We start from the raw sequence: 22,731 nt of genomic DNA, 5'->3' as shown, positions 1-22,731 counted from the left end.
TTAGCGCCGCGTCCAGTTCGGATTGCTCTCGGCCTCGCTCTTGGCGGCCTCGGTGAGCTCGGCCGAAATGGCCGCGGTCTGCTGCGGCGTGCCCCAGCTCGGCGCGTCGCTGCCGTCGCCCCATTTCTTCGGCCGGTAGAAGGTGTGAACGCCGAACTTGTACATGCGCTTCATCTCGGCGACCCAGGACGGCCGCACCCAATAGGCATGATAGTGGGTCGACTTGCCCACCTCCGGCAGCCAGATCAGCCCGTCCAGCATGGCCTTCGCGATCTTCTTGGCGCGATCCCACATCTCGGGCTCGCGGATCACATCCGGATTGTTGTCGCAGGCGAAGGTGAACTGGCAGGCGAAGTGGCGGTATTTGTTCTGGTAGACGACGCCGCACACCGTCGTCGGATAATAGCCGGAGAACGCCCGGTTCAGCACGACCTGCGCCACGGCCATCTGGCCGCGCACCGCCTCGCCGCGGGATTCGAAATAGATCGCTTCGGCAAGGCACTTCTCGGACTTGAAGCGCGCCTTCTCGTCCGTGAGGCTCAACCGTTCGGCCGGAGTCCTGTCGCGCTGATTGTCGGTGTTGACCTCGCCTTTCGGCGCGATGCTCTCGCCGCCATCGCCGGCCTTGGCGGCATCGTCGGCCGGATGTGACAGCACCGCCATCGGCTTGAGGTCCGGATTCGGCATCACGATCAGCGGCGCCTCGCCCGGCAGCCATGTCTCCATGGTTCCGGCGGCAACGCCCAGCGACGACGTGCCGAAATAGAGATTGGACGTCTTGATGTTGAGGCCGTCGTAGCTGACGGCGCCATCTGCCAGAATTTGGTCGGCGGCAGGCTTCAGCTCGCCCGATGGCTGGATCTCGGACTTCGCCGCGTCGTACTGCACGAGCGGCGGCGCGCTCAGCGCCTCCTGCAATTCGGGATCGAGTGCAGAACGCTGCGGGAGTGGCGCCTGCGCCGGCGCTTCCGTCGTCTTGGCGCCGAACACCGAGGAGTTCGAATTGGGTTGCGTCGAGGGCGTGGGTGCAGGCTCGGAGGGCGCAGGCTCGACGGGCGCGGCCGATTCGGTCGGCTGCGCCGACGGCGTCGGGGGGCGCACGACGAGACGATCGCCCTTCAGCGTGCGATCGACCTTGGGGAAGTCGGAGGCCTGATAGCGTGGCGGAACCTGCAGCGCCGGATTGCGCGGCGTCGATCCGGTGATGTCGAGATCGCGCCCGTCGAGGCTTGCGAGGCGGATGCTCACCGCCTGCGGCGCCGAGGTTCCGATCGGACGACCGAAACTATAGGTGGCGAGCTGAATGGAGGCCGCAGCCGAGAACACACGCTTCTGCCAGCGTTCGGCGACGCCCGGCTGGCGGGCGAGCAGAGAAGCGATGTCTTGATACCCGGTCTCTGTCGGCATCAGAGCGAAGACGCAGAGACCGAGTCCGAAGGACGCAAATCGCGCGCCCTTCGGATCGGGACGCAGAACTAACATCGATACGCTCAACGCAACGCTTACTGGATCGACCGAACAACAGTGCTTCCGTGCAATTCGATCTTCTCTCTTCGTATCGGGTTTAGGTTGCCGAGGAGTTAATCCGCGTTGCAATTGTGAAACAGGCAAGCGGGGAAGTTGCAGAGCGCCGAGCGATCGATATGTGTGGTAAACAGCGCACCGACGAGAACGGTGAACATTCAGTCAACAGATGCGGTGAATGAAAATCATCTGCACATCATGAGGCGGAGTGTTCCATCGGAACTGCGACGTTCGCTCTCTCCACTCGTCATTCCGGAGCGTCCCCGGAATGACGGCGGTGGTGGAGAAGAAGTGCACCTTGCGTCACGTGCGCGCCCCATCGCGACGAACCCTCACCAATGAAAAAGGCCGGCAACATGTGCCGGCCTTCATCAGGATTAGATCGATCGCAGCAGGATCAGGCCTGGCTCGCGATCTCCTTGCCGAGCGCGGATTGCGCAGCGGCGAGGCGCGCGATCGGCACGCGGTAGGGCGAGCACGACACGTAGTTCATGCCGACCTTGTGGCAGAACGCGACCGAGGCGGGATCGCCGCCATGCTCGCCGCAGATGCCGACCTTGAGGTTGGGTCGCGTGGCGCGGCCGCGCTCGACGCCGATCTTGACCAGTTCGCCGACGCCCTCGCGGTCGATCGAGATGAACGGATCGATCTCGAGAATGCCCTTGGCGACGTAGGCGCCGAGGAAGCTGCCGGCGTCGTCGCGGCTGATGCCGTAGGTCGTCTGCGTCAGGTCGTTGGTGCCGAACGAGAAGAACTCGGCGGCCTCCGCGATCTGGCCGGCCATCAGCGCTGCGCGCGGCAGCTCGATCATGGTGCCGACCTGGTACTCCAGCTTGGCGCCGGTCTCGCGGATCACGGCCTGCGCCATCGCGTCGATGCGCGCCTTGACCAGGTCGAACTCCGCCTTGGTGGCGATCAGCGGCACCATGACCTCAAGGCCGACGGCCTCGCCGGTGCGCTTCTCGGCCTCGACCGCCGCCTCGAAGATCGCGCGCGCCTGCATCTCGGCGATCTCCGGATAGGCGATGGCGAGACGACAGCCGCGGAAGCCGAGCATCGGGTTGAACTCCGACAGCTCGCGGGCGCGGTCGGCCAGGCGCCGCGGATCGGTGTTCATCGCGCGGGCGACTTCCTCGACCTCGGCCTGGGTGTGCGGCAGGAACTCGTGCAGCGGCGGATCGAGCAGGCGGATCGTGACCGGCAGGCCCTTCATGATCTCGAACAGCTCGACGAAGTCGGCGCGCTGCATCGGCAGCAGCTTGGCGAGCGCGGCGCGACGCTCCTGCTCATCCTCGGAGAGAATCATCTCGCGCACCGTGCGGATGCGCGTCTCCTCGAAGAACATGTGCTCGGTGCGGCACAGGCCGATGCCCTCGGCGCCGAACTTGATCGCGGTGCGCGCATCCTCCGGCGTATCGGCATTGACGCGCACGCCGGTCTCACGCACGGCATCCGCCCAGCCCATCAGGGTGCCGAACTCGCCGGACAGCTCCGGCTCGATCATCGGCATGCGGCCGGCCAGCACCTGGCCAACGGAGCCGTCGATGGTGATGACGTCGCCGGTCTTGAAGGTGCGGGAGCCGATGCTCATCGTGCCGCGGCCGTAGTCGACGCGGATGGTGCCGCAGCCGGACACGCAGGGCTTGCCCATGCCGCGCGCGACGACGGCGGCGTGCGAGGTCATGCCGCCGCGGGTGGTGAGGATGCCCTCGGCGGCGTGCATGCCGTGGATGTCCTCCGGCGAGGTCTCGATGCGGACCAGGATCACCTTGCGACCGTCGGCCTGCAGCTTGGTGGCCTCGTCCGAGGAGAACACGATCTCGCCGGATGCCGCGCCCGGCGAGGCCGGCAGGCCGGTGGCGACCACGTCGCGCTTGGCGGAGGGATCGATGGTCGGATGCAGGAGCTGATCGAGCGAGGCCGGATCGACGCGGAGCACGGCGTCGCTCTGCGAGATCAGGCCCTCATTTGCGAGCTCGACCGCGATGCGCAGCGCCGCCTTGGCGGTGCGCTTGCCGCTGCGGGTCTGCAGCATCCACAGCTTGCCGCGCTCGACCGTGAACTCCATGTCCTGCATGTCACGGTAGTGCTTCTCAAGCAGCGTGTAGATGCGGGTCAGCTCGTGGAAGGCGTCGGGCATCGCGACTTCCATCGACGGCCGGTCCGAGCCGGACTCCCGACGCGCGTCCTCGGTGATGTCCTGCGGGGTGCGGATGCCGGCGACGACGTCCTCGCCCTGCGCGTTGATCAGGAACTCGCCGTAGAGCTTGCTCTCGCCGGTCGAGGGATTGCGCGTGAAGGCGACGCCGGTGGCCGAGGTGTCGCCCATGTTGCCGAACACCATGGCCTGGACGTTGACGGCGGTGCCCCAGGATTCCGGAATGTCATGCAGCTTGCGATAGGTCACCGCGCGCGTGTTCATCCAGGATGAGAAGACGGCGCCGATCGCGCCCCACAACTGGTCGTGCGGGTCCTGCGGGAAGTCCTTGCCGGTCTCGTGCGCGACCGCGTCCTTGTATTTGCCGACCAGCATCTCCCAGTCCTCGGAGCTCAGATCGGTGTCGAGCTGATAGCCCTGGGTGTCCTTGAAGCTGTCGAGGATGTCCTCGAAGTGATGGTGCTCGAAGCCGAGCACGACATCCGAATACATCGTGATGAAGCGGCGATAGCTGTCGAAGGCGAAGCGGCGATCGCCGGACAGCGAGGCCAGCGCTTCCACCGTCCGGTCGTTGAGACCGAGATTGAGCACGGTGTCCATCATGCCCGGCATCGAGGCGCGGGCGCCGGAGCGCACCGAGACCAGCAGCGGGTTCTCCGGATCGCCGAACTTCTTGCCGGTCAATTTGCCGATGTAGTCGAGCGCCTTGTCGACCTGCGACTGCAGCTCCTTCGGATAGGTCTTGTCGTTGGCGTAGAAGTAGGTGCAGACCGAGGTCGGAATGGTGAAGCCCGGAGGCACCGGCAGGCCGAGATTGGCCATCTCGGCCAGATTGGCGCCCTTGCCGCCGAGCAGGTCGCGCAGGCCGGCTTTGCCTTCGGCCTTACCGTCACCGAAGGTGTAGACCCACTTGTTCGGCTTGATCGCGGTGACCGCGCTCTTGGCCGGGGCCTTCGCAGCCGACGCCTTCACAGCCTTGGCGACCGGCTTGGCAGCCGTCTTGGCCGGCTTCTTCGGAGCGGTTTTCACTGGCGCTTTCGGTGCAGACCTGGGCGCGACCTTGGCCGGGGCCTTGGCGACGGGCTTCGACGCCGTCTTGAGCGCCTTGCGCGGTGGAGCGAGTGCTGCGGTCTTGGCCTTGCCCGGCTTGGAAGGCTTTGATTTCGCTGTAACTTTCTTAGACTTCGCTACCGCTTTGGCCATGAGGTGCTTCGATCCGCAAATGGGAGGAGAAATCGCGCGCCTTACACCACTTTGGGCGCCGCGGCGCAAGCTCGGGGGTTCCCGACCTTGGGACTAGAACCTGGGGACTAGAAGTGGAGCCACTTCAGCAGGCCCATGCCAATCAGGCCGTTCAGGATGAGGAAGATCGCGACGATCAGGTTCAGCAGGCGCGGCATGATCAGGATCAGGACGCCGGCGATCACGGACATGATCGGCGAGATATGGGCAACGGTCAGGGTCATCGACAAGCTCTGAATGATTGAAGGACGAGGCTGGGGCGATTCGATTTGGCCGGACTTTATCCTGGCCCATCGTGGCGGAATAGGAGACGCACGGCACGAGTTCCGGTTCCCCCACCGCTGAATCTGCCGCAAAAATGCCGCCGGTTCCACGTGGCCCCGCGCGGAACGATGACCTGTTGCCGGCATTGGGAAGCAGGTGCCGGCACGCGCCGGTTTCTCTCAGCGATCAACAGCTCAGGAGTCCCGTCCCATGCGAACCCATCTCACCCTTGCTGCCCTCATGGCCGCACTCGTGATACCGGCGGCCGCACAGGCGCAATCCTACACGACGGGCGTCGGGCGCAGCGTCGTGGTCGAGGAGGACGCTCCAGTGATCACGGTCGAGCGACGGCCGGAGTTTCGCGAATATGTCGTCCGCGAGCGTGTTCCCAACTATGTGATCCCCGATCGCGTCGTTGTTGGCACCGTGCTGCCAGAGTCCGGTGTTACATATTACGACGTTCCGCAGCGCTTCGGTGCGACACCTTATCGCTACACCGTGGTCAACGGCGAAACTGTCCTGGTCGAACCGCGATCGCGGCGGATCATTCAGGTCGTTGAATAGTTATAGAGCTGCATTTGGTCGCCAACGCCCCCGCAAGCGGCCAGATGTAAAAGGCCCTGCCCGGTTCCCCCCGCCGGGTAGGGCTAATTTTTATTGGCGCGTAACTTGTAGGGTGGGCAAAGCGGCCGCCGAAGGCGGCAGCGTGCCCACCATTCGGCAGCAACTCCGCTGCGAGACGGTGGGCACGGCGCCATTGCGATCGCGGGACGTGGGGATAGCACGGCAGCGCCTTTGCCCACCCTACGTTGCGATAGGGCGATCAGCCCTCGATCTTTGAGAAGTCGGCCACCGCACGCGTCGCGCTGCGGATCTCGTTCAAGAGCTTCAGCCGGTTCTCGCGGATCTTGGCGTCGTCATCGTTGACCTTCACCTTGTCGAAGAACGCATCGACCGCCGGCCGCAGCTTCGCCATCGCGTGCATCGCCGCGGCAAAGTCTTCCTTGGCGACGGCAGCGCCGGCTTCCGAGCCAACCTCGCCGATCGCCTTCGCCAGTGCCTTTTCCTCGTCCAGCCTGTAGAGCGCCGCATCCGGCGCGCCGTCGAACTTGCGCTTGTCCTTCTTCTCCTCGATCGCGAGGATGTTGGACGCGCGCTTGGTGCCGGCAAGCAGGTTCTTGCCGTCGTCGGTCTCGAGGAATTTGCCGAGCGCCTCGACGCGGCGGACGACCATCAAGAGATCATCCTGGCCGCCGAGCGCGAACACCGCGTCGACGAGATCATGCCGCGCGCCCTGCTCGCGGAGCTGGACCTTGAGGCGATCGGCGAAGAAGGAGAGGAGATTAGACGATCGCTCGTCCACTTCCTTGCGTATCAGCTCGGCCTTCTTCTCATCTCCACCTTGGGCTTCTAGAAGATACGGATCCCAATGGCGAAGAGATTGAATGCGCTTCTCCAGGACATTATCCAGTCCGGGCTCGACAGCCTCTAGCAAGCCGACTTGCTCTGCCACACTCATTACTCGTTCGATGTCGGCAGTTCTCCCTTCGATAGACTGGCTCAGCGAAGCCATCGTATTCAACAGTCTCAGAACGATTCCAAACGGAAATCTAAGTTCGTTTTCCAAAATCAGCCTGATCACGCCCAGCGCCGCGCGGCGCAGAGCATACGGGTCTTTCGATCCCGTCGGCTTCTCGTCAATCGCCCAGAATCCAACCAGCGTGTCGAGCTTGTCCGCGAGCGCCACCGCAACCGAAACAGGATCAGTCGGCACACGATCGGCAGGCCCCTGCGGCTTGTAGTGCTCCTCGCAAGCGGCGGCGACGGACGGGTCCTCACCTTGAGCGAGTGCATAGTACTTGCCCATCAGACCCTGTACTTCTGGGAACTCGCCAACGACTTCTGTCAAGAGATCGGCTTTTGCAAGCCTTGCGGCCCGTTTCGTCTTTTCGACGTCGGCGCGCACCAACTTGGCAAGCACCGCCGCCACCTTCTCTATCCGCGCAATGCGCTCTGCCTGTGTGCCGAGCTTCTCGTGGAACACGATCTGCTCGAACTTCGGCAGCCGGTCCTCGAGCCTCGTCTTCAGATCCGTCTCATAGAAGAACTTCGCGTCCGACAGCCGGGCGCGGATGACGCGCTCGTTGCCGGCAATGATCGTCTTGCCGCCGTCGGTGGCCTCGATGTTCGCGGTCAGGATGAACTTTGGCGCCAGCCCGCCGGTCTTGGGGTCGCGCACCACGAAGCATTTCTGGTTGTTGCGGATGGTGGCGCGGATCACCTCGCCGGGGACCTTGAGGTACTCCGGATCGAACGAGCCCATCAGCACGACCGGCCATTCGACCAGGCCCGCGACCTCGTCGAGCAGCACGGGGTCCTCGACCAGCTCATAGCCTTGCGCAAAAGCGAGCTGCTTGGCGTCGGTGACGATGGTGTCCTTGCGGCGGTCAGGATCGAGCACGACCTTGGCGTCGAGCAGCTTGGCCTCATAGTCCTCGAAGCGCCGCACCGAGATTGGCGCGGGCGCCATGAAGCGATGGCCGTAGGTGGTCTGTCCCGCCTCGATGCCGTCGACGGCGAAGCCGATGACGTCCGGCTCCTCGGTCTCCAGGCCGAACGTGGCGGTGATCGCGTGCAGCGGCCGCACCCAGTTCAACGCGCCCGGTCGCTCCGAGCGCTTGCCCCAGCGCATCGATTTCGGCCAGGGGAACGTTCTGATGATCACCGGCAGCATCTCGGCGAGCACGTCGAGCGTGGCGCGGCCGGGCTTCTCGATCAGCGCGACGTAGAAATCGCCCTTCTTCGGATCGCGCTGGATCGTGGCCTCCTCGATCGAGGACAGGCCGGTCGCCTTGAGGAAGCCTTGGATCGCGGCATCGGCGCCGCCGACGCGCGGGCCCTTGCGCTCCTCCTTCAGGTCCGCCTGCCGCGCCGGGATGCCGTGCACGGTCAGCGCCAGCCGCCGCGGCGTCGCGAACGCCTTGGCGCCCTCATAGACGAGACCCTCGGCGACCAGCTTGTCGGTGACCATGCGGCGCAGATCCTCGGCCGCCTTGGCCTGCATGCGCGCAGGAATTTCTTCGGAGAACAGTTCGAGAAGGAGGTCGGGCATATTTAGAACTCGTTCGCAGGGCTGGCGGTGCTGCACTCCCCTCCCCCTTGCGGGGAGGGGTTGGGGGTGGGGGTCAGCGCGCGCTGAAGGTCGTGGGGAGCATCGTTGGCACAGCCGAGATCATCATTGTCGGCAAACGACCATGTGCGACCACGTACAAGGCCGTGGAGACCCATCAGGCATCTCGCCTGGGGACCCCCACCCCCGCCCCCTCCCCGCAAGGGGGAGGGGAGCAGAGGCACCGCGTGTGTTGCGAGGTTGAGCTGCAAGACAAATCTCGATGCGAATGAGGAATTATTTTCCCGAGCGCCCCTCCCGCTCCAGGAATGATGAAGCGTCCGAGCCGCGAAGCTCTAACCAGCCCCCGCCCCGCCCGCCTCCGTATGCAGCCAGGCTTCGCCGCAGGCTTTGGCGAGCTCGCGGACGCGCAGGATGTAGCTCTGGCGCTCGGTGACGGAGATCACGCCGCGCGCATCGAGCAGGTTGAACACGTGGCTCGCCTTGATGCACTGGTCGTAGGCCGGCAGCGCCATCAGGTGCTCCCGACGATTGCCCTCGCGCCAGCCGGCATCGAGATATTTGCGGCAGGCGCCCTCGGCCATCTTGAACTGCTCGAACAGCATGTCGGTGTCGGCATGCTCGAAATTGTGCCGCGAATATTCCCGCTCGGCCTGCAGGAAGACGTCGCCATAGGTGACCTTGGCGTCGCCGTCGCGGCCGTTGAAGTTGAGGTCGTAGACGCGGTCGACGCCCTGGACGTACATCGCGAGACGCTCGAGGCCGTAGGTGAGCTCGCCGGCGACCGGCGCGCATTCGAAGCCCGCGACCTGCTGGAAATAGGTGAACTGCGACACCTCCATGCCGTCGCACCAGCACTCCCAGCCGAGACCCCAGGCGCCGAGGGTCGGACTCTCCCAGTCGTCCTCGACGAAGCGGATGTCGTGCACGGCGGCGTCGATGCCGATGGCGCCGAGCGACTTCAGGTACAGCTCCTGAAGGTTCGGCGGCGACGGCTTCATGATCACCTGGAACTGGTAGTAGTGCTGCATCCGGTTCGGATTCTCGCCGTAGCGGCCGTCCTTCGGCCGCCGCGAGGGCTGCACATAGGCGGCATTCCACGACTTCGGCCCAAGCGCGCGCAGGGTCGTCGCCGGATGGAAGGTGCCTGCCCCCATCTCCATGTCGTAGGGCTGCAGGATCACGCAGCCCTGCTCGGCCCAGAACCGCTGCAGGGCCAGGATGAAGCCCTGGAACGAACGTTCGGGGCGCATGTGCAGAGGTAGCGAGTCCATCGTCGGTATCGGTCTTTCGCAGGCGTCGGAAAAGCGCGCGGACCGTATCGGCGGGGACATCAGGAATCAAGGCAATAGGGTCTCCGAACGGCGGCGACGTGCCGTCGTTCGAAGATCAGCGGCTCGCGTCAGCCCGGCCGGTAGGCGCCCGTGACGGGATCGCGGCGCAGAGTCTTGATCTCGGCTGTCTGCGCGGCCTCGGCGACGCGCGACAGTCGCGCCTCTTCGAGCTCCCGGTTGATCTTCTGAGCGGCCTTGTAGGCCCAGCGAACCACGGCAAGCCCGCCCAGCATACCCGCGAAAGCAACGAACGGCGGCATTGGTCGATCCTCGTTCATGAACAGAGCCACCCCGATTCCCATTGTCGCCGATCCCGGTTCCCCCCGCAATCCGGATTGCGAGGGGCGAAATGGCGCGGCCTCCAGCTCTAGAACCCGAAACGGGCCCAGATCGCCCGGGTTTCTGCCGCGGAGATCAGCTCCTCGGCCAGCCCCGTCCAGCCGAATCCCAGGCTGCCGGCGCCCGCGGCGCGGCGGCCGAGCAGACCCGACAACAGGCCGGCCGCCGGCGCCACGACAGGCGTTGCGACCTTGTCGCCGAAGCGGGTGCGCAGCACCGCGCGCAGGTCGCCGATGGCGTCCGCCAGCCCCAGCGTGACGGCGCTGTCGCCGGCCCAGTACTCGCCGGTGAACAACACATCGTCGGCGCCCTTCAGCCGGGTCGCGCGGCTCTCCTTGACCAGCGAGATGAACAGCGCGTGGATCTCGCGCTGGATCTTCTTCAGCCGCGCCACGTCGTCGGGATTCTCCGGCAGGAACGGATCGAGCATCGCCTTGTGCTCGCCGGCCGTATACAGCCGGCGCTCGATGCCGATCTTCTTGATCAGGTCCTGCAGCCCGAACGAGCCGCCAACCACGCCGATCGAGCCGAGGATCGAGGAGGGATCGCAGAAGATCTCGTCGCCGGCGCAGGCGATCATGTAGCCGCCGGAGGCCGCGACGTCCTCGACGAACACGAGCACCGGCAGCTTCTTCTCCGCCGCGAGCTGGCGGATGCGCAGATAGATCTGGCGCGACTGCACCGGCGAGCCGCCGGGCGAATTGATCACCAGCGCCACGGCCTTGGCGTTGCGCATGGAGAAGGCGCGCTCCAGCACCTTGGCGACGCCCGCAAGCGTCAGCCCCGGCCGCAGCGGCGTCACTGCGCCGATCACGCCGGACAGGCGGACGACCGGCACCACCGGTACGCCGCGCAGCCGCGCCGGAAGCAGCGCCTTCAGGTGATCGAAGAGCCCGGCCGCATCGCTTGGTTGTGTCAAATTGTCCACCATCCTGTTACCTCGGATTAACCACTTTTTATCGCGCCGCTGCCATTCAAAGGGCTGGAACGAGCCTTGCAATCTCCTGGGCAATCGCACGGCGAGCCAAGGTGCAGAGTGCGGCGGAGGAATACATGAAGGTCTACCTGTTGATGCTGCTGATCGGTACTCTATTGACTGCGATCCGTTTCACGACGGTAACCGAACGCCCGTCGGAAGCTCAGACGCAATAACGCCCGACCTCGATCAACCGTTCAGGGGGTGCCCAAAGCCAGCGCCCCCTGCCCCGACAGCACACGCACGGCCTCGTCATTCGGCACGCCTGCCGCCTCGTTCAGCACCACTCCGGCGAGAATCTGGGTCGGCGCCCGCCCTCCCTTAACGGCCCTGACCAGGATACGGATCGCCGGCTTGCCCGCTTGGCCGTGAACCGGTTGAACGGCAAGACTGCCGAAGCCGCGCGCCAGCGCCGCGACAACCTCGCTCAAACCATCGGCCCGCCAGATCAAGGTCAGCACGCCACCGGATTTCAGCATCCGCCGCGCGGCATGCGTCCAGATCTCCAACGTCGTCGCCGTTGCCATGTGCGCGGTCGCGCGCGCGGCGTCGGGCGAGGCGCGGTGGCGCGCGGCATCGTGGAATGGCGGATTCATCAGCACGACGTCGACACTGTCGGGCCCGAGCCCTGCGGCAGTGAAAGCGGCTGCGGCCGCGGCGACGTCCAGCACCACGACCTCCGCCGGCAAGGCATTGGCGCGTGCGTTGTCGCGCGCGAGGCACGCCAGATCCGGCTCGCGCTCGACCAGCGTCAAGCTGAGACCGCCGACGCGCCGGGCCAAGGCCAGCCCGGCCGTCCCCACGCCGGCACCGAGATCGACCACGCGATCGCCCGAACGCGCGGCCGTCGCCGCCGCCAGCAGGATTGCATCGTGGCCGGCGCGATGGCCCGTCGTGGGCTGCCGCAGCCGCAATTGGCCGCCGAGCACGGCATCCTCGGAAATGTCGACAGCGTCACTCATCAGGGCGCAGTTCATGCGCCAGACCGGCGTCGGTGAGAAGTCGCCGGGCCTGGAGATTGTCGTCCTCATGCACGAGGATCCTGCGCGGCAGGATGCCGAGCGAGCCTTCGATGACGCTCATGTTCTGATCGAGCACGAGGTGATGGATGTCGGCGCCGTCGAGCAGCGCCCCTATCGCCGAAACCAGCACGATATCATTGGTCCGAACCAATTCCTTCAATCGTTATGTCTCCATGCGGGCTTGGGTCAAGAAGGCTTGGGTCAAGAAGGCTCGGGTCAAGAAGGCTCGGGTCAAGGTTCCGTGTCTGCCCTTGCCGCCTGCGGCCGCAGTTTCTATTGTCGTTTCGAGCATAGCAAAATCGGAGACCAGAGTGGCGGTTATCGTACCTTTCGAGAGTCCATCGGGAGCCTCCATCGATGGGCTGGTCGCGCTGGTCGCAGCCGACATGGAACGGGTCAACGCTACGATTTTGTCGCGCACCGGCTCGGACGTCACGATGATCCCGGAGGTCGCAAACCACCTGATCTCCTCCGGCGGCAAGCGGCTGCGGCCGATGCTGACGCTGGCGATGGCGCATCTCACCGACTACGCCGGCGATGGTCACGTCAAGCTCGCCGCGGCCGTCGAGTTCATGCACACGGCGACGCTGCTCCATGACGACGTGGTTGACGAGAGCGAAATGCGCCGCGGCAAATTGTCGGCGCGCATGCTGTGGGGCAACGAGGCCAGCGTGCTGGTCGGCGACTTCCTGCTCGGCCAGGCGTTCCGCATGATGGTCGAGGTCGGCTCGCTGCGCGCGCTCGACATTCTCTCGGCCGCCGCAGCCACGATTGCCGAAGGCGAGGTGATGCAGCTTGCCGCCGCCAAGAACACCGCAACGACCGAGGACGAATATCTCGCCGTGATCCGCGGCAAGACGGCGGAACTGTTCGCTGCCGCCTGTGAGGTCGGCCCGGTGCTCGCCGACCGTCCCAAGGCCGAGCAGGCCGCATCCCGGTCTTTCGGCATGAATCTCGGCATCGCCTTCCAGCTCGTCGACGACGTGCTCGACTATGGCGGCAAGGCCGCCAAGCTCGGCAAGAATGTCGGCGACGATTTCCGCGAGGGCAAGATCACGCTGCCGGTGGTGCTGGCGTTCCGCCGCGGCAGCGACAGCGAGCGTGCCTTCTGGATCAAGGCGCTGGAGCGCGGCGAGATCAGCGATCACGATCTCGACCATGCGATCGGGCTGATGAACAAGCACCGTGCCTTGGAGGACACGATCAGCCGCGCGCATCACTACGGCGCCATGGCCGTCGACGCGCTGGCGCTGTTCCCGGCGTCACCGATGAAGGCGGCGCTGGAGCAGGTGGTGGCGTTCTGCCTGGCGCGGTCGCATTAGTTCGTCCGTCTGCCGAGAGACCGTCACCCAAGCAAGTTCTGTAGGGTGGGCAAAGGCGCCCTGCCCAGCTGATGCGACAATCACGCTGCAATGGCGCCGTGCCCACCATCGGGCGTCGTGCCCCGCGGTGAGACGGCGGGCACGGCGCCACCACGACCTTGTGCCGGGCTGCAGCCAGGCTGCGCCTTTGCCCACCCTACGAATCATCAGCGCGCCGGCATCGCGAGGAGCGTAGCGACGACGCGATCCAGGGCCGCAGCAAAGAGTCTCGATGCTTCGCTCGCAATGAGGGCCGAGCCAGCAAACTAGCTCAGCGTCCCCGCATGCACCCACCATTCAGGGTGCGCGGCTGCGATCGCAGCGCCGGCCGACTTTGCATCCGCCTCGCTGCCATAGATCGCAAAGCAGGTCGCGCCGGAGCCGGACATGCGCGCCAGCAGCACGCCTGAACTCGCGCGCAGCGCGTCGAGCACCGTGCCGATGATCGACTGCACCTTCAGGGCGGGCGGCTCCAGATCGTTCTTCACCTGATCGAGTGCAGCGATCCAGTCTCCGACCGACGCGCCGGCCTGCGGCCAGGACGGCGCCGTGAGGACATCGGTCACGCCGACCAGCAGCTCGCCAGGCTTCAGGCCGAGCGCCTGGAACACGTCCTTGGTCGCGACCGGCACCCGCGGATTGATCATCACGCAGGGCAGGACGGGAAGCGCAAGCGGCTGCAGGTTCTCGCCGACGCCGGTCATGGTGCAGGCGCGCGAGGGCACGCAAACCGGCACGTCGGCGCCGGTTTTCAAGGCAACCGCAGTGAGGCGCGGATCGTCCAGCGACAGGCCGTTCAGCTTCGCCAGCAACCGCAGCGCCGCTGCGGCATCGGCCGAGCCGCCGCCGATGCCGGCGGCGACCGGCAACACCTTCTCCAGCGTGAACGCGCCGAGCTTCAGGCCGGGAACGGCCTCCGCCAGCAGACGCGCCGCCTTCAGCACCAGATTGTCCGTGGTCTCGCCACAGGCCTCTGCCAGAGGTCCGGTCGTGGTCAGCCTCAGCTCCGGCCCCGGCACCAGCGTGAGCTGGTCCGCGCAATCCGCAAAGGCGACGACGCTTTCGAGATCATGATAGCCGTCGACCCGGCGGCCGACGACCCGCAGGGTCAGATTGACCTTGGCGCGCCCCTGCTCCTGCAGCGCGCCGGTGACCGTGGACGCCAACATCGGCGCAATGCCCCCAGCATGTTCGGTGGTGGAGCTCAGATGCCAACTCGCCGCGGCCCGAGGCCGAAACGAACGTGGCCGGCAACCGCCACACGCTTCATCAAAATCATCCGGGCTCCCCGGCAAGCCGGGGAGCCCGTGACGGCTCTCACATCGTGATCAGGACGAACTAGCCGCCCTTGCCGTCGTCCTTCTTGGCGTCGGACGGCGTATCCTTGGTGTCGTTGCTGGCCGCAGCGGGTGCCGGATCATCAGTCAGGCCGTTCTGGATCTTGGCCTCGATCTTCGGCAGCTCCTCGGCCTCGGGCTTCAGGTCGCGGGCATGGGCCCACTGGAACTTGGCTTCCAGCTTGCGGCCGATGCGCCAATAGGCGTCGCCGAGATGGTCGTTGATGGTCGGATCCTCGGGCTTGAGGTCGATCGCGCGCTCGAGGTTCTTGACCGCCTCCTCGTAATTGCCGATGCGGTAATAGGCCCAGCCGAGCGAGTCGACGATGTAGCCATCGTCCGGCCGCTGCTCGACGGCACGCTTGATCATCTTCATGCCTTCGTCGAGATTGATGCCCTGGTCGATCCAGGAATAGCCGAGATAGTTCAGCACATGCGGCTGGTCGGGCTGCAGCTCGAGGGCCTTGCGCATGTCGGCCTCAGCCTTCGGCCACTGCTTGGAGCGCTCCAGGCAGATGCCGCGGTAGTAGTAATAGACGCTGTTGGCCTTTTCATTGTTCACCGGCAGCGAATCGACGCCGAGCGAATAGGTCTTGGCGCAATCGGCGAACTTCTTGCGGCCGCGCTCGATGTTGCCGAGCGCCATGATCGCCTCGAGATCCTTCGGATCCTGCGCAATGACGTCCTTGAGGATCTTGATCGCCTCGTCGCTGCGGTCGGCGCTGTCGAGATCGGTGGCGAGCTGGATCTGCGCATTGCGCTTCAACGGCGAGCTCGCCGGCACCCGCTCATAGACCTTGATCGCCATCTGCGGCTTCTTCACGGTCTCGTAGAGATCGGCGAGCGACAGCAGCGCCAGCGGATGATTCGGCTGCAGATGCAGCGCGAGCTGCAGATAGACCAGCGCCAGATCCTCGCCGCCGCGGCGGCTCAAAGTGGCGCCGATGCCGTACAGCGCCTCGGCGGCGCCGGCCTGCGCCGAATCGACCAGCGACGGCAGCTTCTTGCCGGCCTTGGTCTCGCGCAGGCCCTCCTGCACCAGCGGATGGCGCGCGAGCTTCTTGTCGAAGGCTTCATAGATCGCGGACGCGGCGGCCGCATCCTTGTTGCGCGACAGCCAATGCGCATAGGCCTCGGTGATCCGCAGCATCGAATCGTCGAGCTTGTAGGCGCGCTCGAACCGCGTGCCGGCGTCCTTCTCCTTGCCGGCCAGCTCCAGGATCATGCCGGCATGGAGGTCCTTGAACAGCGGATACCATTCGGGACCAGTCAGCTTGTCGATATTGGCGACGGCGGTCTTCGAATCGCCCGCACCGGCCGCGGCCCACGCCGACAGCAAGGTGGCGACGAGATCGGTGATCGGCCCGCGCACCGATTGGTTGATGTTGGTCTGGGCGGCTGTGTATTTCTTCTGCTTGATGTCCTGCACGCCGACCACGAGGCGCGCGATGCGGTTCGACTTGTCGATCGTGAGCACGCGCTCGGCCAGCTTCACGGCCTCGTCGATGTCGCCATCGGCGACCGAGGAGATGAAGGCGCGGTCGAGCAGCTCGTTGTTCTTCGGGTCGCTACGTAGCGCCGAGCGGTAGAACGCCGCCGCCGAGGCCGCGTCGCGCTCGACGCTGGCGTGGCGGGCCGCCAGATAGCTGCCCGAGGTGGTGAGCGACTTCAGATCGACGCTGGTCGGAAACTTCGCGGCGTTATCCGCAGGATGATCCGGCGTCTGGGCCAGGACGGCACCGGGGAGCAGCAAGGCAGAAACGGCAATTGCGGTCCAGCGATTGCGAATTGACAACATCACGGTGCGCTCTGGTTGTTGGAAATGACGGATCGGTACGGACAGGACCCCGATCGGCAGCTCTTCAAGGCGCCGACAATGCCGCGTTTGGCGGCCAACCGCAAGGATTTGCAGGATATTCGGGTCAGCCGGAGGCCCCTTTGGCGAAGGTGACCCGCGTCAAACCGCGCCAGTATGGCCGTATCGTGGCCGGCTGCCCTCCCCGGAGCAGCCGACTCACGCAATCGTGCGTTATGCGAGGCTACATCGCCTCGTAGTTCGGCCCACCGCCTCCTTCCGGAGGAACCCAGGTGATGTTGCCGTTGGGATCCTTGACGTCGCAGGTCTTGCAGTGGACGCAGTTCTGCGCGTTGATCACAAAGCGCGGGGTGGTGCCCTCCTCGACCCATTCGTAGACGCCCGCAGGGCAATAGCGGTTGGACGGTCCGGCATAGACGTCGTGCTCGGAGCTCTTCTGCAGCGCCATGTCGGCGACCTTCAGATGCACCGGCTGGTCTTCCTCGTGATTGGTGTTCGACAGGAACACCGAGGACAGCCGGTCGAAGGTCAGCTTGCCATCCGGCTTCATCGCAGGCTTCGGCTGATGCGCCTTGGCCGGATCAAGCGTCGCGCGATCGGGCTTGACGTGCAACTGGGTGCCGAACAACGAGAAACCGAGCGTGTTGCACCACATGTCGAAGCCGCCGAGCGCGACGCCGAGCACCGTGCCGAACTTCGACCATAGCGGCTTGACGTTGCGGACCTTGAACAGATCCTCGCCGACTGGCGAGCCGCGCCAGGCGTTCTCGTAACTGACCAGCTCGTCATTGGCGCGGCCGGATGCGAGCGCGGCATTGACGTGCTCGGCCGCGAGCATCGCGCTGCCCATCGCGTTGTGCACGCCCTTGATGCGCGGCACGTTGACGAAGCCCGCGGCGCAGCCGATCAGCGCGCCGCCGGCGAACGACAGCCGCGGCACCGACTGATAGCCGCCTTCGGTGATGGCGCGTGCGCCGTAGGCCAAGCGCTTGCCGCCTTCGAACACGCCGCGGATCGACGGGTGCGTCTTGAAGCGCTGGAATTCCTCGAACGGCGACAGATAGGGATCGTCGTAGTTCAGGTGGACGACGAAACCGACTGCGACGAGATTGTCGTCGTAGTGATACAGGAACGAGCCGCCGCCGGTCTTCATGTCGAGCGGCCAGCCGAAGGAATGCTGGATCAGCCCCTTCTGGTGCTTGGCGGGATCGATCTGCCAGACCTCCTTGAGGCCGATGCCGAATTTCGCCGGCTCGCTCTTGGCGTCCAATGCGAATTTCGCGATCAGCTGCTTGGACAGGCTGCCGCGCGCGCCTTCCGCGAACAGCGTGTACTTGCCGAGCAGCTCCATGCCGCGCGTAAACGAGGATTTCGGCTTGCCGTCCTTGCCGATGCCCATGTCGCCGGTGGCGATGCCGCGCACCGCGCCCTGCTCGTCATAGAGCACCTCGGTGGCCGCGAAGCCCGGATAGATCTCGACGCCGAGCGCCTCGGCCTTGCGCGACAGCCAGCGGCAGACATTGCCGAGCGAACCGATGTAGCAGTGATGGTTGTCCATCAGCGGCGGCATCGCGAAGCCCGGCAGCGAGATCGCGCTGCTCTCGGTCATCCAGAAGAACTTGTCGACCTCGACCTGGGTCTTCAGCGGGCAATCGTCGTCCGAGCGCCAGTCGGGGATGAGCTTGTCGAGCGCCGCCGGATCGATCACCGCACCGGACAGAATGTGCGCGCCGACCTCGGAGCCCTTCTCGACCACGACGATGTTGAGGTCGGCATTGAGCTGCTTCAGCCGGATCGCGGCGGACAGGCCCGAGGGGCCGGCGCCGACGATGACGACGTCGAACTCCATGGATTCGCGCGGAGGTAATTCTTCGGTGCTCATCTCTCTCGATCTCAGGCCCGGCCGGTGCAGGGGACCCGACCTCTGCCGCCCCCTGGCGCGTGCAAAGGTCAAACCCGGAGCTGCAATGGCAACAATGACTTAACTAGGGTTCCTGAAGGCGTTGACCGTTCGCTGAAGACTGGTCCGGAGGGGAGCGACGGCTGGCGCCGGAACACTAGGGCGTTCCGTCCCTTTTTGGGTTATTCCAAACTCTTGTTTCCGATTTTTCGGGGCAGGACAACCACCGAAATGCATTCCGCCATGCGCCGAGGCAGCGTACACTGCCGCGGCGATCGATCATGATGACCCCCGAGCCCCTCCCCGACGTCCGGCAACTGCTCGCCTTCTATCTGGAGGCCGGGGTCGATTGCGCGTTGGCCGACGAGCCGATCAACCGGCTGGTCGAGCCCGAGGCGGTTTCGTTCCCCGCCGCGACTCCCGTCGCCCGTCAGGCGCCGGCGCAGCCCGGCCGGCCGGCCGCGCCGGCGATCATTCCGCCGCGCGGAGAACCGCCGCCTCCGCCGGAAGCGGCCGTCGCCTCGGCCCGCGAGGCGGCGCGGACGGCGCCGACCCTGGAGGCGCTGCGCGAGCTCCTGGAGACTTTCGACGGCTGCGCGCTGAAGCAGACGGCGTCGCGGCTGGTGTTCGCCGACGGCAATCCGCAGGCGCGCATCATGCTGGTCGGCGAGGCGCCCGGCCGCGACGAGGACATCGAGGGCCTGCCATTCGTCGGCCGCTCCGGGAAGCTGCTCGACCGCATGATCGGCGCGATCGGGCTCGACCGCAGCAAGGTCTACATCGCCAACGTCATTCCCTGGCGCCCGCCCGGCAACCGTACGCCAACGCCGCAGGAGACGCAGATCTGCCTGCCATTCATTCGCCGCCAGATCGAGCTGGTCGATCCCGATGTGCTGGTGACGCTCGGCAATCCCTCGACCCAGTCGCTACTCGGTACGACCGAGGGCATCATGCGCGTGCGCGGCAAATGGCGCGACTACGACACCGGCAAGCGGACGATCCGCGCGATCGCGACCTTCCATCCGGCCTATCTGTTGCGCTCGCCGTCCTACAAGCGGCTGTCCTGGCAGGATCTGCGCGCAATCGCGACGGTGATAGCGGTCTGAGGACCCAATTCGCTTCCGTCATTGCGAGCGCAGCGGCGCAGCGAAGCAATCCAGAGTCACGCGCGCAGCCCTGGATTGCTTCGTCGCTTCGCTCCCCGCAATGACGGCTCGCATGGAAAGCGCTAAGGCCCCCTCGGCCGCACGATGGCCCAGCCGATGCGCAGCACCGGCTGGCGGCCGTTGATCAGCCAGTCGAAGCTGCGCGGCACCTCCGGCACCAGCCCGGGAAAGCGCTGGGCGATGTCAGGCGGTGGGGTGCCGACCGTGTCGGAGGCGCGCCACACCACGACGCCGCCGCTCTCGGCGAATTTCGCCGGCGTGACCCAGGGCGTCCGCTGCGGGGTGGCATCGAGGAACAGATGCGCGCGGCGGCGACCGAGCGCGACCAGGCTGGCGAGTTGCGGATCGCCGGCGACCGCCTGCAGCCGCTGGTTGGTACGGCGCTCAAAACTCTCGACGAAGAAGCGGGCGATGTCGCGGGCCGGCATCGACGTCGCGACCTCGCCCTCGCCGATCACGGGCTGAATCACGGCGCTGCCGGCAACGAAAACCGCGGGTGCAGCGACCGCAGCCGCCCACACCGTGCGCAGCAGCCGCTGGCGGCGCAGATAGATCAGATCGCCGGACGCGACCACCAGCGCGAGGCCGACCATCGTCAAGGTGACGGCGACGCCGCCGAACACCGTGGGCAGACCGAACAGGCCGGAGATCAGGCTGCCCGCCAGGGCCGGTGCGATCGCGAAGCAATAGACGAAGTCGCGGGCGAGCGGCGGGACCGAACGGCGGTAGATGATCGGGGCGTCGGTCTCGCTGCGGCTGATCCAGCTGGCGTCGAGCAGCACCAGCAGCACCATGGCCGAGATCGCCAGCAGCGCCCCGCCAGCCAAGGCGAGCCAATGCCAAGCGCGCACCGAGAGCTCGGCGAGAACGGGCAGCGCCGGCAGCCCGACGCTGTCGGCGCGCAGCACGAAGATGAGGTAGGGCAGCGCCAGCGCCAGCACCACCAGCAGCGCGAACAGCGGATCGAACGAGCGCAGCACCCGGCGGCCCTGCGCGGTGGAGACCACGAAGCCGGCGATCAGCAGCAGCAGGCCCGCCGCGGCCGAGGTGGTCAGCAGCAGCAGGCCGGCCTCGATCGACCAGGCAAACCAGGCGTTGCGCCGGCCCTCGCCGAGAATCCGCCAGCTATGGAGCAGCAGCAGCGCCCAGAGCGGACGCGCCAGCACCTCCGGACCGAATTCCAGCGTGGGTGCACCGAACGCGGTGATGGTCATGGTCAGCAGCACGGCGAGCACCGCCTGCTGGCCGCCGACGATCGCCCCCGCCAGGAGATACATCACCCACAGACCCAGGGCCGAGCACAGCACGGCCAGCACGTAGACGCCTAGCAGGTGATTGCCGGCGAGACGATAGGCGATGTCCGACAGCCAGAACGACAGTGGCGGGCCGAGATCGGTGCCGACCTGGTATTCACGTCCGAACGCGATGGTGGTGGCAAGCTGGCCGGGCGGGCTGCGATAGAACAGCATGGCGACGCCGAGCCACATCAGGGCCTGGCACAGCACCACGATGACGACGACCAGCCGCGGCCTTGCGCGGATCAGTTCGACAACCAGTGACGTGAAACGCATGAACGGCTGGATCGCTTGGCTGAATCGCTGAGGACGTCGAGGAGGCCGGCAGGACCGTCGCTCATCCGCAGCAGCCTCGCTGTCCGACGCCCGCAATCGATACCGCACGATCGGGGCGCACAACACCGCCCCTGCTGCGAGGGGTGACACTTCGTGCTGGCTGGCTGACCAAAACTATTAAGACCGCGGCGCCCGCGAGGCAACCTGCATCAGACCTCGAGCGAGATTTCGGTGGATGTCACCACGGTCACCTCCGCGAACAGATCCGGCTCCGGCACATCGGTCCACGGCTGATGCTTGCGCCGGGCGGCGACGACAGGCGCGAACAGGCTGCGATGATGCACCGAGGGGCCGAGCCGGTCCAACGCGGCGAGATGCTCCGGCACAGCATAGCCCTTGTGCTGCTCGAAGCCGTAACCCGGGCAATCCTGCGCCAGCGCGCACATCAGCCGGTCGCGCGTGACCTTGGCGACGATCGAGGCGGCCGCAATCGACATCACCAGACCATCGCCGCCAATCACCGCCTCGCAGCCGCAATCGACGTCGATGCGGTCGCGGCCGTCGACGAAGACGTGCTTCGGCGCCTCGGGCAGCGCCCTCACGGCGCGCGACAGCGCCCAGAGCGAGGCACGCAGGATGTTGTCGCGATCGATTCGCGCCGGCGATGCGACGGCCACCGCAAACGCCGACGTCTTGCAGATCTTGTCGAACAGCGCCTCGCGCTGCTCCGCGCTCAGGCGCTTGGAATCATCGAGACCCCTGGGGATGCGCGCAGGGTCGAGAATCACGGCCGCAGCGACCACCGGACCGGCCAGCGGCCCCCGTCCCGCCTCGTCGCAGCCCGCGACCGGCCAGACGCCCTGCTTCAACAGCGCGCGCTCGCGCCGGAAGCTCGGCGGCGCCACCGCGATGACGCCCTTGCCGAACTTGGCGCCCGACTTGCCGGCAGCCCCCGGGGCAGCAGGCTTGGTCGCGGCCTTTGCAGGGGCGCTCTTCGCCACGGCGCAGCTCGCTGCTTTCGCCCTGCCCGGCTTCTTTGACTGATCGCGAATCATGGCCGCCATGGTGCGAAACGGCTGGCGGCGGCGCAACCCGAACGGGCCTCAATTCCCCGCTATTCGCCCCCTGCCGGCGACCGACTACGCCGGCAGATGCACTCGATCATCCTCGCCGACATCAATCCCCGGCGCGATCACCACTTCCCAGACATGACCGTCCGGATCTGAGAAATAGCCGCTATAACCGCCATAGTCGGTCCGTTGCGCCGGTTTCAGCAGCATTGCGCCTTTCTCCACCGCCGACGCGAGCGCCGCATCGACCTCAGCCTCCGAGCGGCAGTTCCATGCCAGCGTCACGCCTCGGAACGCCTGAGGGCGCGGTGCGTCTGGCACGCCCGCGTCATCGGCGAGCGCGCCCCACGGGTACAGCGCCAGCACCGTCCCGCCGGTCTCGAAGAATGCCACGGCCTCGCCGGTCGCGCGGAATTTTCGGACGAAGCCGAGCAATGTATAGAAGGCGATGCTCCGCCGCATCTCGGACACACCGAGTGTGATGACGGTGAACCGCGGAACGCTCGCTTGTGCATTCATCA

18 protein-coding genes are annotated in these 22,731 nt (G+C 66.0%); 3 read left to right on the top strand and 15 right to left on the bottom strand.

What is annotated here, in order from left to right; genetic code table 11:
- The 3 genes from QX126_RS15935 to QX126_RS15925 all read right to left on the bottom strand — a co-directional run bounded on the left by QX126_RS15935 (window position 1) and on the right by QX126_RS15925 (window position 5,148).
- Window positions 1-1,482 (bottom strand): cell wall hydrolase, encoded by a 1,482-nt coding sequence (locus tag QX126_RS15935; RefSeq protein WP_315782165.1) that lies wholly within the window; start codon window positions 1,480-1,482, stop codon window positions 1-3.
- A gap of 439 nt (window positions 1,483-1,921) precedes the next feature.
- Window positions 1,922-4,885: a pyruvate, phosphate dikinase gene (gene ppdK, locus QX126_RS15930; protein WP_315782163.1), complete on the bottom strand. Its 2,964-nt coding sequence runs from the start codon at window positions 4,883-4,885 to the stop codon at window positions 1,922-1,924.
- A gap of 107 nt (window positions 4,886-4,992) precedes the next feature.
- The gene (locus QX126_RS15925; RefSeq protein WP_012042558.1) at window positions 4,993-5,148 is read right to left on the bottom strand and encodes a DUF3096 domain-containing protein; all 156 of its coding nucleotides are present in this window, start codon (window positions 5,146-5,148) and stop codon (window positions 4,993-4,995) included.
- Between the two features lie 250 nt (window positions 5,149-5,398).
- Here QX126_RS15925 and QX126_RS15920 point away from each other — a divergent pair, with 250 nt between their 5' ends.
- The gene (locus tag QX126_RS15920; RefSeq protein WP_315739966.1) at window positions 5,399-5,752 is read left to right on the top strand and encodes a DUF1236 domain-containing protein; all 354 of its coding nucleotides are present in this window, start codon (window positions 5,399-5,401) and stop codon (window positions 5,750-5,752) included.
- Between the two features lie 259 nt (window positions 5,753-6,011).
- On the opposite strand, the gene glyS is transcribed toward QX126_RS15920, so the two are convergent.
- From glyS to QX126_RS15890, 6 genes are all read right to left on the bottom strand, one after another.
- Window positions 6,012-8,300, bottom strand: a complete 2,289-nt coding sequence (glyS, locus tag QX126_RS15915; RefSeq protein ID WP_315782161.1) for a glycine--tRNA ligase subunit beta — start codon at window positions 8,298-8,300, stop codon at window positions 6,012-6,014.
- A gap of 353 nt (window positions 8,301-8,653) precedes the next feature.
- The gene (locus tag QX126_RS15910; protein ID WP_315782159.1) at window positions 8,654-9,592 is read right to left on the bottom strand and encodes a glycine--tRNA ligase subunit alpha; all 939 of its coding nucleotides are present in this window, start codon (window positions 9,590-9,592) and stop codon (window positions 8,654-8,656) included.
- A 128-nt stretch (window positions 9,593-9,720) separates the two neighbouring features.
- A complete protein-coding gene (locus QX126_RS15905; RefSeq protein WP_315739963.1) occupies window positions 9,721-9,912 on the bottom strand; it encodes a hypothetical protein in 192 nt (63 codons plus the stop codon).
- A gap of 107 nt (window positions 9,913-10,019) precedes the next feature.
- On the bottom strand, window positions 10,020-10,922 hold the full coding sequence (locus QX126_RS15900) for a S49 family peptidase (RefSeq protein ID WP_315782157.1): 903 nt from the start codon (window positions 10,920-10,922) through the stop codon (window positions 10,020-10,022).
- 242 nt (window positions 10,923-11,164) lie between these two features.
- The gene (locus QX126_RS15895; RefSeq protein WP_315782156.1) at window positions 11,165-11,929 is read right to left on the bottom strand and encodes a tRNA1(Val) (adenine(37)-N6)-methyltransferase; all 765 of its coding nucleotides are present in this window, start codon (window positions 11,927-11,929) and stop codon (window positions 11,165-11,167) included.
- Window positions 11,922-12,149: a DUF2007 domain-containing protein gene (locus QX126_RS15890; protein ID WP_315739960.1), complete on the bottom strand. Its 228-nt coding sequence runs from the start codon at window positions 12,147-12,149 to the stop codon at window positions 11,922-11,924. Before QX126_RS15890 ends, QX126_RS15895 begins: the two co-directional genes overlap by 8 nt.
- Before the next feature lie 151 nt (window positions 12,150-12,300).
- On the opposite strand from QX126_RS15890, the gene QX126_RS15885 reads away from it, so the two are divergent.
- Window positions 12,301-13,311, top strand: coding sequence for a polyprenyl synthetase family protein (locus tag QX126_RS15885; RefSeq protein ID WP_315782154.1), 1,011 nt, complete (start codon window positions 12,301-12,303; stop codon window positions 13,309-13,311).
- Between the two features lie 305 nt (window positions 13,312-13,616).
- On the opposite strand, the gene QX126_RS15880 is transcribed toward QX126_RS15885, so the two are convergent.
- From QX126_RS15880 to QX126_RS15870, 3 genes are all read right to left on the bottom strand, one after another.
- On the bottom strand, window positions 13,617-14,519 hold the full coding sequence (locus tag QX126_RS15880) for a 4-(cytidine 5'-diphospho)-2-C-methyl-D-erythritol kinase (protein WP_315782152.1): 903 nt from the start codon (window positions 14,517-14,519) through the stop codon (window positions 13,617-13,619).
- A 169-nt stretch (window positions 14,520-14,688) separates the two neighbouring features.
- Window positions 14,689-16,485 (bottom strand): tetratricopeptide repeat protein, encoded by a 1,797-nt coding sequence (locus tag QX126_RS15875; protein WP_315782150.1) that lies wholly within the window; start codon window positions 16,483-16,485, stop codon window positions 14,689-14,691.
- Between the two features lie 241 nt (window positions 16,486-16,726).
- Window positions 16,727-18,385, bottom strand: a complete 1,659-nt coding sequence (locus QX126_RS15870) for an electron transfer flavoprotein-ubiquinone oxidoreductase (protein WP_315782148.1) — start codon at window positions 18,383-18,385, stop codon at window positions 16,727-16,729.
- 302 nt (window positions 18,386-18,687) lie between these two features.
- Here QX126_RS15870 and QX126_RS15865 point away from each other — a divergent pair, with 302 nt between their 5' ends.
- A complete protein-coding gene (locus QX126_RS15865) occupies window positions 18,688-19,509 on the top strand; it encodes a uracil-DNA glycosylase (protein WP_315782146.1) in 822 nt (273 codons plus the stop codon).
- 122 nt (window positions 19,510-19,631) lie between these two features.
- On the opposite strand, the gene QX126_RS15860 is transcribed toward QX126_RS15865, so the two are convergent.
- From QX126_RS15860 to QX126_RS15850, 3 genes are all read right to left on the bottom strand, one after another.
- Complete coding sequence (locus QX126_RS15860) at window positions 19,632-21,140, bottom strand: glycosyltransferase family 39 protein (RefSeq protein ID WP_315782144.1); 1,509 nt, start codon at window positions 21,138-21,140, stop codon at window positions 19,632-19,634.
- Between the two features lie 209 nt (window positions 21,141-21,349).
- Window positions 21,350-22,204 (bottom strand): ribonuclease HII, encoded by an 855-nt coding sequence (locus tag QX126_RS15855; RefSeq protein WP_315782142.1) that lies wholly within the window; start codon window positions 22,202-22,204, stop codon window positions 21,350-21,352.
- A gap of 75 nt (window positions 22,205-22,279) precedes the next feature.
- A complete protein-coding gene (locus tag QX126_RS15850) occupies window positions 22,280-22,729 on the bottom strand; it encodes a VOC family protein (RefSeq protein ID WP_315782140.1) in 450 nt (149 codons plus the stop codon).
- Window positions 22,730-22,731: the final 2 nt, after the last annotated feature.

The sequence above is a fragment of the Bradyrhizobium sp. SZCCHNPS1003 genome, from assembly GCF_032381555.1.
Classification (GTDB): Bacteria; Pseudomonadota; Alphaproteobacteria; order Rhizobiales; family Xanthobacteraceae; genus Bradyrhizobium.
This window is presented reverse-complemented; position numbering and strand designations above follow the sequence as displayed.